This window comes from Streptomyces sp. NPDC054863 (assembly GCF_053610825.1).
Genome location: NZ_JBSGZD010000274.1, coordinates 1 through 10,645, shown reverse-complemented (window position 1 = coordinate 10,645; position 10,645 = coordinate 1). Strand labels below are relative to the sequence as shown.

At 70.0% G+C, this 10,645-nt stretch carries 7 protein-coding genes; 1 reads left to right on the top strand and 6 read right to left on the bottom strand.

The window, feature by feature from the left end; translation table 11 throughout:
• Positions 1-14 precede the first annotated feature (14 nt).
• The 6 genes from ACWGIG_RS31620 to ACWGIG_RS31595 form a co-directional block, all read right to left on the bottom strand.
• Positions 15-3,047 (bottom strand): alpha-mannosidase, encoded by a 3,033-nt coding sequence (locus ACWGIG_RS31620; RefSeq protein ID WP_453325122.1) that lies wholly within the window; start codon positions 3,045-3,047, stop codon positions 15-17.
• A 25-nt stretch (positions 3,048-3,072) separates the two neighbouring features.
• Positions 3,073-5,124: an endo-beta-N-acetylglucosaminidase gene (locus tag ACWGIG_RS31615; RefSeq protein ID WP_453325121.1), complete on the bottom strand. Its 2,052-nt coding sequence runs from the start codon at positions 5,122-5,124 to the stop codon at positions 3,073-3,075.
• 308 nt (positions 5,125-5,432) lie between these two features.
• Entirely contained in the window at positions 5,433-6,704 is a 1,272-nt protein-coding gene (locus ACWGIG_RS31610) for a glycoside hydrolase 5 family protein (RefSeq protein ID WP_453325120.1), read from the bottom strand.
• Between the two features lie 44 nt (positions 6,705-6,748).
• Complete coding sequence (locus tag ACWGIG_RS31605; protein WP_453325119.1) at positions 6,749-7,639, bottom strand: carbohydrate ABC transporter permease; 891 nt, start codon at positions 7,637-7,639, stop codon at positions 6,749-6,751.
• A complete protein-coding gene (locus ACWGIG_RS31600; protein ID WP_453325118.1) occupies positions 7,636-8,643 on the bottom strand; it encodes a carbohydrate ABC transporter permease in 1,008 nt (335 codons plus the stop codon). The genes ACWGIG_RS31605 and ACWGIG_RS31600 overlap by 4 nt, the downstream gene beginning before the upstream one ends.
• 10 nt (positions 8,644-8,653) lie before the next feature.
• Positions 8,654-10,000: an ABC transporter substrate-binding protein gene (locus ACWGIG_RS31595; protein ID WP_453325117.1), complete on the bottom strand. Its 1,347-nt coding sequence runs from the start codon at positions 9,998-10,000 to the stop codon at positions 8,654-8,656.
• 462 nt (positions 10,001-10,462) lie between these two features.
• On the opposite strand from ACWGIG_RS31595, the gene ACWGIG_RS31590 reads away from it, so the two are divergent.
• On the top strand, positions 10,463-10,645 hold a 183-nt coding region (locus ACWGIG_RS31590), incomplete at its 3' end, for a LacI family DNA-binding transcriptional regulator (protein ID WP_453325116.1).

Here is a 10,645-nt window from a genome sequence, read left to right as displayed (position 1 = left end):
CCAGGAGGGTGCTGCTAGGCCCGTGCCACCCGCAGCGTCAGGATCTGGAACGGACGCAGCGTCAGCTCCACGCCGCCTTCCGAACTCGCTTCGTACGAGGGCGAGTCGGCGAGCGGACGCTCCAGCAGGTCCGTCTCGGTGACCGACGCCGCGGGGAAGCCGGCGGTCAGCGTGCCCGCCGCCCGGCCGCCCGCCGCCTCGTAGAGCCGGACGACCACGTCGCCGCTGCCGTCCTCCGCGAGCTTGACCGCCTCGACGACGATCCGGTCGTCGTCCACGCGGAACAGCGGCTCGACCACCGTGCCAGGCGCGCCCGCGACCGTACGCTCCGGAAGGTTGATCCGGTGGCCCTCGCGGACCGCTTCCGTGACCGTGGCGCCCGGCGCGAGCGCGAAGCGCAGCCGGTGCGTGCCCTGGTCGGTCTCCGGGTCCGGGTAGCGCGGGGCGCGTAGCAGGGAGAGGCGGACCGTGGTGGTCTGGCCGCCGTCCGCGCGCATCTCACGGGTGACGTCGTGGCCGTACGTCGAGTCGTTGACGACGGCCGTGCCCCAGCCGGGCTCCTCCACCTGGATCCACCGGTGCGCACAGATCTCGAACTTGGCCGCCTCCCAGGAGGTGTTGGTGTGCGTGGCGCGGAAGACGTGCCCGAACTGCGTCTCGGACGCAGACCGCTCCGCCTTCACGTCCAGCGGGAAGGACGCCTTCAGGAACTTCTCCGTCTCGCGCCAGTCGACGTCCGTCTGGATGTCGAGGACCTTCGCGCCGGAGCGCAGCGTGAGGTGCTGGAGCACGGTCGACTCCCCGAAGGAACGGCGGACCGTGACAGTCGCCGACTCATCCGTCGACACGGCGAGTTCGAGGGAGTCGACGCCGATCAGGTCCGTCACGTTGTGCCGGTAGAACTCGTCGATGTCCCAGGCGTCCCACATGTTGGGGAAGTCCGGGTGGATCTGGAGCAGGTTCGCCGCCAGGCCCGGGGCCACGGCCTCCCGGCGGGCCCCGATGTCGTACGCCGAGACGACCAGGCCGCGGCTGTCGACGGTGATGCGCAGCAGGCCGTTGGCGAGCTCGAAGCCGCCGTCGCGCGCCGATGCGGTGACCGCTTCCGTCGTACGTACGGGAACGGCCGAAGCGCCGCCCGCACGGACCGAACGACGGTCGTGCGGCGCCGAGTTGAAGACGAGAGTCTCCTCGCCCCGCCCTGCGAGTGCCGTCTGCGCGCCCGCCGTGATCGACTCCAGCTCGCCGCGGATCCGGGCGTACGTCTCGCGCGCCTCGCGGTGCACCCAGGCGATCGACGAACCGGGCAGGATGTCGTGGAACTGGTGCAGCAGCACCGTCTTCCAGATCCGCTCCAACTCCGCCTGAGGATAGGTGTATCCGTCTGCGCGGACGGCCGCCGTGGCCGCCCACAGCTCGGCCTCCCGCAGCAGTGACTCGCTGTGCCGGTTGCCCTGCTTGGTCTTCGCCTGCGAGGTGTACGTGCCCCGGTGCAACTCCAGATAGAGCTCGCCCGCCCACACGGGGGCGTCCGGGTACTCGGCCTCCGCCTTCGCGAAGAAGGCGGACGGCTTCTCGACCGTCACCTTCGGCGATCCCTCCAGGTCGCGCAGCCGCTCCGCCCGCGCCAGCATCTCGCGGGTGGGGCCACCGCCGCCGTCACCCCAGCCGAAGGGGGCCAGCGAGCGTGAACCCCGGCCCTTCTCCCGGTAGTTGCGGGCCGCGTGCGCCATCTGCTCGCCGCCCAGGTCCGAGTTGTACGTGTCGACCGGCGGGAAGTGCGTGAAGACGCGGGTGCCGTCGATGCCCTCCCACCAGAAGGTGTGGTGCGGGAACTTGTTCACCTGCGACCAGGAGATCTTCTGCGTCAGGAACCACTTCGACCCCGACAGCTTCACCAGCTGCGGCATCGCCGCCGTGTACCCGAAGGAGTCCGGCAGCCAGACCTCGTTGGTCTCGATCCCGAACTCGTCCAGGAAGAACTTCTTTCCGTAGAGGAACTGGCGGGCCATCGCCTCCCCGCCGACCATGTTGGTGTCCGACTCCACCCACATGCCGCCGACCGGCACGAACTGCCCGTCCGCGATCTTCTTCTTGACCTTCGCGAACACCTCGGGCCGGTGCTCCTTGACCCAGGCGAGCTGCTGCGCCTGCGACATCGCGAAGACGAACTCGGGGTGGTCGTCCATCAGGTTGACCATGTTGGAGGACGTCCGGGCCACCTTGCGCACCGTCTCGCGCAGCGGCCACAGCCACGCCGAGTCGATGTGGGCGTGCCCGACCGCACTGATCTGGTGCGCGGAGCGGGGGGCGGGGGAGGCGAGCACTTCGGCGAGTTCGCCGCGGGCGCGGGTGGCCGATCCCGCGACGTCCGTGAGGTCGACCGCGTCGAGGCAGCGCTCGATCGCCCGCAGGATCTCCCAGCGGCGCGCGTCCTCCTTGGAGAGGTGGTGCATCAGCGAGCCGAGCACCTCCAAGTCCTGTACCAGCTCCCAGACTTCGGTATCGAAGACGGTCAGGTCCGTCCGCTCGATGCGGTAGAGCGGGTCCTGCCGTGCGGTCAGCCGGTCGCCCTCGTAGGTGGGGGCGTGGTCGACCAGGATGGGGTTCGAGGACGCTTCGACGTACAGCAGCACCTCCTCGCCGCCCTGTGCGCGGTCGCCACCGATCCGCACCCAGTCGTTGCGCGGGTTGAGGGCCTTCACCGCTTCGCCGTCGGGCCGGTAGACCAGGCCCTCGCACTGGAAGCCCGGCATGTTCCGGTCGAAGCCGAGGTCGAGGACGGCCTCGACGGTCCGCCCCGCCCACTCGGCGGGCACCCGCCCCGTGACGCGGAACCAGGTGGTGCCCCAGGCCGGACCCCACGGCTCTCCGGTCGTGGCCGGCCCGTACTCGGCGGCCAGCCCCTCGGCGACCGGTACCGGCTCGCCCGGCGCTTCCCAGCGCTCGACGCTGAGGGGGACGGAGTGGGAACGGACGGCGGGCCGGATGCGCTCCTGGAGCACCCGCCGGAGGCGGTGTTCCACGATGCTGCGGTCGTCGTGCATGAGGGTGCTCCGAATGTGTGTGGTGTTACCAGGCGAGGGAGGTGGTGGTGGGGCGCGAGGAGCTCAACAGCGGCCCCACCGCACGGACTTCGAGGACGGTTGCTTTCTCGGTGTCCGAGGTGCGGCGCAGGGACGGGACGTAGTAGGCGCTGCCCGTCGTGCCGCCGAGGAAACGCCGTGCGCCGTCCGGAAGCACCTGGTGCACCTCGTAGTGCCGGGCCCCGCGCACCGGCCGCCACCGCAGGCGCAGCTCGGCGGTGGTGGGGGAGGTGCTGGTGGGGGAGGCGATCCGGTGGGCGGTGATGCGTACGGCGGCGGGGCGGTCCGGGGTGCCGGTCCCGCGCTCGTACACGGAAAGTGCACCGAGCCGCCAGGCGGAGGCCGCCCCGGAGAGGCGGACACCGATCGCGTCGACGCGGCCGAGACCCCGGGGGAGGCGGGCGGTGGAGACGGTCCATCCCCCGACGGTACGGACACGGGTGGTCGCGAGTCGGCGGACACGGCCGTCCGGGCCGGTGACGGTCACCTCGACGGCGGCGGCACCGCCCTCGACCCCCTGGTGGATCAACTTGACCGTGGCTGAGTCCACTTGGAACTTCGTACGGTAGAGATCCAGCTCGACCGGGGCCGCCGCGAAGTCCCCCGCCCCTTGGACGAGGAGGCTGCTGCCGCCGCGCCAGGCCGCGTCGAAGTCGAAGCCGACCTGAGGGCGGCTGCCGGTGGTACGGACGGTCCAGCGGCGGGACGGCAGCAGGTCCTGGAGCCCGAGGTGGTTCCACGCGGTGTCACCGGTGCGGCGGCCGTCCTCGTACCAGCCGACGCCGTGGCCGGTGTTGAAGGAGGTGGCGAAGGGGAGGGCGGAGACGGTGGAGCGGTCGGCGACGTACTGGGCGGCGGGCCGCCAGGTGCCGGGACCGTTCGGGGCCGCGGGATCGGTGTGCTCGCCGGTCCAGAACTGGTCGTCGCGGGCGTGGAACCGGGTCGGGGTGCGGGTCGCGGAGGGCAGGGAGTGCAGCGTCCACTCCGGCCGGTACAGGCCGAGGCTCGTGACGTGGCCGCGGGTGGCGGGGACGATGGCGTCCCAGTCGGCGCGGGTGTTCCAGCCGTTCGCCTCGACGTCGACACCGGTCATGAGGTCGTACGGGGAGCGGCCCATGCCCTTCGCGTACGCGGCGGATTCGGCGAGCTTGGCCGGGGACCAGCGGAAGTCGACGAACATCGTGCGGGAGTGCGTGAAGAACGGGGCGTTCTTGTCGTTGAGCGCGCCCTGCCAGCCGACACGGCCCTCGATGTTGAAGGCGTCGTACCAGGTGATGGAGAGGTCGGGGGCGGAGCGGCGCAGAGTCCTGACGAACTCGACGAATTCGGCGGCGAGCGGGGCGTCGCCGCCCGCGTCGGTCTCGCCGTTGAGGAACCAGCCGTCGAACCCGTACGTCCGAGCGACCTCGATCAGCTTGGCGACGAGCGGGAACCGGCCGAACGCGTCGCGCTGGACGAGGTCGCGGGTCCACCGGAGGCTGCCGCCGTAGGCGACGGGCGGCAGGAAGACGTTGCCGAGGACGCGGACGCCGTTGCGGTGGGCGGCGTCGACGACGGGGGCGTTCGGTGCCAGGACGATGCCCTCGCCGGACGAGCCGCCCCAGAAGACGAGCTCTTCGAGGTACGCCCAGTGGGTGAGCGCGTAGAAGTCGGCGGTCGGTGACCCCTGGGAGGGGTTGCGGGCGGTGCTGCCGAAGGAGACGAGGGCGGAGACTTTGGCCTGGTCGGGGCGGGCGGTGGGGTTGGCCGGGGGCGGGGTGAACCGCTGCTTGGTGGCGAGCGGGACGGTGGAGGTGTTGAAGGGGAGGTCGGGGTCGTCGGCGGCCCGCCAGGCTTTGAGGCTGCGCCAGGTGGCACCGGGGTCGGGCTCTCTCCCTTCCGGGAAGGTGTCGGGGAACCAGTAACTGGCGTAGGGCTGGAGGGGCGGGGCGGGAGCTCGCTGCCCGGGCACGGCTGCTGCTGCCGGGGTGGCGGAGAGGAACGGGGCGGCGCCGAGGGCGGTGGCGGCGGTGAGGAGGGTGCGGCGGGAGAGGGACATGGGGGTCTCCGGGAGAGTCGAGGGTGAGCGGGGCGGTGGTATCGCGTAAGGGGGATCGGGGGCCAGGGGGCAGGCAGTTGGGGACGCGGGGAACTGCGCGATCAGCCACGACGTACCCGCGCGACGATCACCAGCCCCGCGGCCGGCGGTTCAGGGGAAGGGGCAGTTGGGGGCGCGGGGAACTGCGCGATCAGCCACGACGTACCCGCGCGACGATCACCAGCCCCGCGGCCGGCGGTTCAGGGGAAGGGGCGGGGAGGGGCCGAATCCGCGAAGCGGGACGCCGACCCGCACCGGGGTGCGCATCCTCAGCCCCCCACCCGCACCACCTCCTCGATCCCCCGCCCCGCGAGGTATCCCGCATCCGAGGTGCGGTCGGTGAGGACGACCGCCGGTCGTGCCCCCTGGCCCGCCAGCCCCGCCCACGCCTCGTAGAACTCCCCGCCCGGCGCGCACGTGGCCCGCCCGGGCGCGGTCAAGGCATCGCCCACGTCGAGGACGAGCGCCGTCCGCCGCCGGACAGGCTCCGGCGCCGTCCCGGCCCGTACCCGTGCGATCAGCTCGGCCACCGCCTTGCCCTGCGGCTTCAACTCCCGTTCGGAAGTGAGGAGTCCGAGGCTGTACTCCAGCTCGGGGAAGTCCGCCAGCTTCCGGGACACGTCGTGCGAGCACCACCACGTCACCCCGTACAGGTCCTCACAGGTGAGCGCGTTCTCCACCGTCGCCGTCACGAACTCCGCCGCGTGCTCCGCGGGGACGAGCGGTGCGGGGGCGCCCACCTCCTGCAGCCACACCGGCCGCCCCGGCACGTCGGCCCACGCCTTCGACAGCTCCATCAGGTACTCCGCGTGGTGGACCGTCGCCGCGCCGTCGCGCCCGTGCCGCTGCGCCGTCCCGTTGAACACCCACGCGTGGACGGTCGTCGCCCCGCCGAGCCGCGACGCATGCGCAGGGGTGAAGGGGTGTCCGGGCTGGAACCACACCGCGTCGTACTCCGAGTGCACGTGCAGCTTCCCCGGTGCACCCCGCTCGCACGCGGCCAGCAGCCGTTCCAGCCACAGCCCCGCCTGGTCGTACGTACACGGGTCGGGGTCCGGGTGGGGCCGGTCGGAGAACTGGTTGACCTCGTTGCCGAGCGTCATCCCGATGAAGTTCGGCCGCTCGGCGAGGGAAGCGGCCAGCGTCTCCACGTACCGCGCCTCCGCCTCCACCACGTCCGGGTCCGTGAACATGTTCCGCCGGTGCCAGGTCGTGAGCCACGTCGGTACGAAGTCGAAGCTGGAAAGGTGCCCCTGGAGTGCGTCCACCGCCACGTCGAGCCCGCGCTCGCCCGCCGCGTCGACGAGCTGTCCCAGGTGTTCCACCGCCCGACCCCGGATCATCGTCCGGTTGGGCTGGAAGAGGGGCCACAGCGGAAACACCCGCACATGGTCGAGGCCGAGGGCGGCCAGCGAGTCGAAGTCCCTTCTCACCTCGTCGAGTTCAAAGTCCAGCCAGTGGTGGAACCACCCCACCGACGGCGTGTAGTTGGCCCCGAAGCGCGGTTGCGGGCGTGCGGGGCTTACGCGTCGTACAGACATCGGCCATTCCTAAGGGTCAGGAGGTCAGGTCGCGAGCGAGGAGGTCAGGTCTTGACGGCGCCCTCGCCGACGCCCTTGAAGAAGTACCGCTGCAACGCGAAGAACAGCAGCATCATCGGCAGCAGCGCCGCCATCGCCCCGGCCGCGATCAGCCGCTGGTCGTTGACGGTCGTCGCGCCCGCCAGGGTCTTCAGCCCCAGCTGAAGCGTGTAGTTGTCGCTGTTGGTCAGCACGATCAGTGGCCACAGGAAGTCGTCCCACGCCCCCATGAAGCTGGTGATGCAGACAACTGCCAGCGCTCCCTTGGCACTTGGCAGAAAGACGCGCCGGAAGCGCTGCCACTCGTTCGCCCCGTCGAGGACCGCCGCCTCCTCGACCTCCTTCGGTACGGCGAGGAACGCCGCGCGCATGATCATCAGGTTGATGACCGACACGGCTCCCGGCAGCCACACCCCGGCCAGGGTGTCGACCAGGCCCATCTCACGTACCGTCAGGAACATCGAGATCATCACGGACTCGAACGGGAACATCAGCGTCGCGACCAGCACCGTGAAGACCGACTTGCGGCCCCGCCACCCGGCCCGCGACAGCGCGTACCCGCCCATCGCCGCGAACAGGCAGTTCGAGGTGATGGCGAGCACCGCCACGATCAGCGTGTTGCCGACGTACTGGAAGAGCGGGAAGGCCTCGGAGACCCGGGCGTAGTTGTCGAGCGTCGGATCGCTGGGCAGGACGCCCTCGTAGACGTTCTCGCCACGGCCCTTGAGCGAGGTCAGGAACTGCCAGGCGATCGGGCCGACCAGTACGACCAGCATCAGACAGAGCGTCAGATAGCGGCCCGACAGGCCGATCAGCACCCGCCGGCTGTAACGCTTCGGCTTCTCGGTGAAACGCTTCGGCTTCTCGGCGGTACGGGAAACAGCGGTCGTGCTCAACTCTCGTCACCCTTCGAGAGACGGTGCCCCAGCAGGCTGAACACCAGCGTGAGCAGGAACAGCAGGATGGAGATGGCCGCCGCGTACCCCGTCTCGCCGGCGAACCCGAGTCCCACCTGACGGATCAGGAACGGCAGCGTCCGGGAGTCGCCGCCCGGGCCGCCGCTCTCGCCGCCCAGGATGTAGATCTCGGTGAACACCCGCAGTGCCGAGATCGCCGACAGCGTCCCGACCAGCAGCATCATCGGCTTCACGCTCGGCACGGTGATGCTGAAGAAGCGCCGCAGCGTCCCCGCGCCGTCGATGGCCGCGGCCTCGTACAGCGACGTCGGTACGTTCCCGAGCGCGGCCAGGTAGAAGACCATGTAGTAGCCGAGGCCCTTCCAGACCGTCACGATCATCGCCGAGACCAGCAGCATCGTGGAGTCGGTGAGGAACGGGATCGGCTCGCTGATCAGGCTCAGCTTCTCGAAGACCGTGTTGACCAGCCCGTCGCTGCGCAGGATCCACTGCCACATCAGGCCGACGACGACCGCCGACGCGATGACCGGTGTGTAGAAGGCGGACCTGAAGAAGCCGATGCCGGGGATCTTCTTCTGTACGAGCACGGCCAGCGCCAGCGGCAGGAACACCAGGCACGGCACGACTACGACCGTGTACAGCACGCTGTTGAACAGGGCGAGCCAGAAGGTGTCGTCCGCCATCGCACGCGCGTAGTTGTCGAACCCCACGAAGCCGCCGCCGCGCAGGATTTGAGCATCCGTCAGGGAGAGGATGACGGTGTTGACGAACGGCCAGAGGCTGAACGTCACCACCAGGGCGAGCCCCGGCAGCAGGAACAGGTACGGCGTCCACCAGCGGCGGTGCACCAGACCCGTCTCCGTGCCCATGGCCCTCTTGAGGCGGCGGGCCTCGCGCGTGCCCGACGGGGCCGGGGCGCCGCCCCGTACGGACTTGTCCGTACGGGGCCCGGTGTCCGTACCGGTGCCGGTCAGCTGTGACATGAGGGGCCGCCTACTTCTTCTTCAGCTCGGCCTGCTGGGCGAGGATCTTGTTCGCCTCGTCCTGCGCCTTCGTCAGCGCGGTCTTGGCGTCCACCTCGCCCTTGATCGCCTTCTGCATCTCGCGGACCACGGCGTCGCCGATCTGGGTGGTCCACTCGACGGGCGTGTTCGCGTCGAGCTGCGCCTCCTTCAGCTCCTCCGCGCCGAGCGCCCGCGCCAGGGTCTCCGGGTCCTTGCCGTCGCCCTTGTCGGCGAAGTACGGGTCGGCGAGACCCTTCGCGTTCGACGGGTAGATCGCGACCTCCTTGGAGAAGGCGACCTGGTTCGGCCCGTTCGTCACCCACTTCGCGAACTCGGCCGCCGCGTCGGGGGACTTGGTGTCCTTGCGGACGCCGAGCGACTGCGTGTAGATGCCGATGTGGCCGAGGACCCCGGTGACCGCCTTCGCCACCTGCGTCTTGGCGTACACCTTCGGCGCGTTCGCCTTCACGTCCCGGATGAAGCCGGGCGAGCCGGGGCCGAAGACCAGCTTGTCCGCGCCGTACAGCTGGCTGGTGTCGTCGGACTTGGTGAGCGACTCCTTCGGCATGGCGCCCATGGCGTACAGCTTCTTCATCCGCTCCACCCACTCCACGGCCTTCGGCGTGTGGAAGGTGAACGCGTCCTTCTCGGCGCTCAGGACCGGGATGCCCATCTTCTGCCAGTCGCCGGGCAGCCGCGACTTCGGATCGGCCATGAACGCCGAGTACTTGCCGCCGGACTTCTCGGTGATCTTCTCCGCGTGGTCGAAGAACTGCTCGACGGTCGTCGGCGGCTTGTCGACGTCCAGGCCCGACTTCGCGAAGAGGTCCTTGTTGTACGTGAGGATCTCCGGCGTCACGTACCAGGGGTAGGCGAACACGCCCTGCTTGGAAGGGAGTTTGTACTGGTCCCAGGCGCCGGGGACGAAGTCCTTCTGTACCGCCGGGTCCAGCTTGGCGACGTCCGCCAGCATGCCGCGGTCGGCGAGGAGCTGGAAGGAGTCGGTGTTGAGGTTGACGACGTCCGGCAGGGCGCCGGCCTGGGCGTCCGCGACGAGCTTCTCGTTGTAGCCGTCTCCCGGCACGTCCTCCCACTTCACCTTGACGTCCGGGTACTTCTTCTCGAACGCGTCGATCACACCCTGGACGTACGTCGTGAAGGTCGGCTTGAGCTGCAGCGTGCGGAAGCTGATCTCGCCGGACACCTTGCCCGACTTCTCGGGCTGCTTGGCATCGTTGTCATTGCCGCTGCCGCCCATGCCGCAGGCGGCGGTCGACAACAGGGTTGCCGCCATGGCGGTGGCGATGGAGATGCGGGACAGGCGCCCACGGGACATCGTCGTTCCTCCTCTTCGCACCGGCCGCGCTGCCGGATTGCGGAACACACGATGGGCGGGCGATGTGTGTGACGTCAACAGCCTTGCACACGTGGGTTTTTTTGGGTCTGTGAGCTGGACTAATGCGGTTGAGTGGGGAGTTGACACGGGGTGTGGGGCGCGGTAATGCTTCTACGCGCTCATGCGGTTTAGTTCGCTACTCGGCTTTCTCCGACCGGAGTTGGGGGATCGGGTGGAGGATGTGCATGCCGGAGCCGTGATGCCGGAGGTCGACACGTCGACCTACGGGCGGAAGCGCCGCCGTTCCCTGTGCCTCCGTCCACGACGTCGGCGGCACCAGCAATCGCCCGGGCGACTGTCCAGCCGTCCGTACAGGTGCCCACCCCCGCACCCGCACCCAATCCGCACCCAATCCGCACCCGCACCCGCACCCGCACCCGCACCCGAGAGGAACCCCGCACCATGACCGCTGCTGCCGCGTCCGGCGACGGCATCCGGCCCCGGCCGGCGCGCAGGCCCACCATGAAGGACATCGCACGCCGTGCCGGTGTCTCCGAGAGCGCGGTCTCCTTCGCGCTCAACGACCGCCCCGGGGTCTCTTCCGGCACCCGCGCGCGCGTGCGCCGGGTCGCCGAGGAACTCGGC

Bases quoted from the DNA above. Each gene is read 5' to 3' on its own strand.
- ACWGIG_RS31615 (WP_453325121.1), bottom strand. From the start codon at position 5,124: ATGTCCCTCTCCCGCCGCACCCTCCTCACCGCCGCCACCGCCCTCGGC.
- ACWGIG_RS31595 (WP_453325117.1), bottom strand. From the start codon at position 10,000: ATGTCCCGTGGGCGCCTGTCCCGCATCTCCATCGCCACCGCCATGGCG.
- ACWGIG_RS31610 (WP_453325120.1), bottom strand. From the start codon at position 6,704: ATGTCTGTACGACGCGTAAGCCCCGCACGCCCGCAACCGCGCTTCGGG.
- ACWGIG_RS31620 (WP_453325122.1), bottom strand. From the start codon at position 3,047: ATGCACGACGACCGCAGCATCGTGGAACACCGCCTCCGGCGGGTGCTC.
- ACWGIG_RS31600 (WP_453325118.1), bottom strand. From the start codon at position 8,643: ATGTCACAGCTGACCGGCACCGGTACGGACACCGGGCCCCGTACGGAC.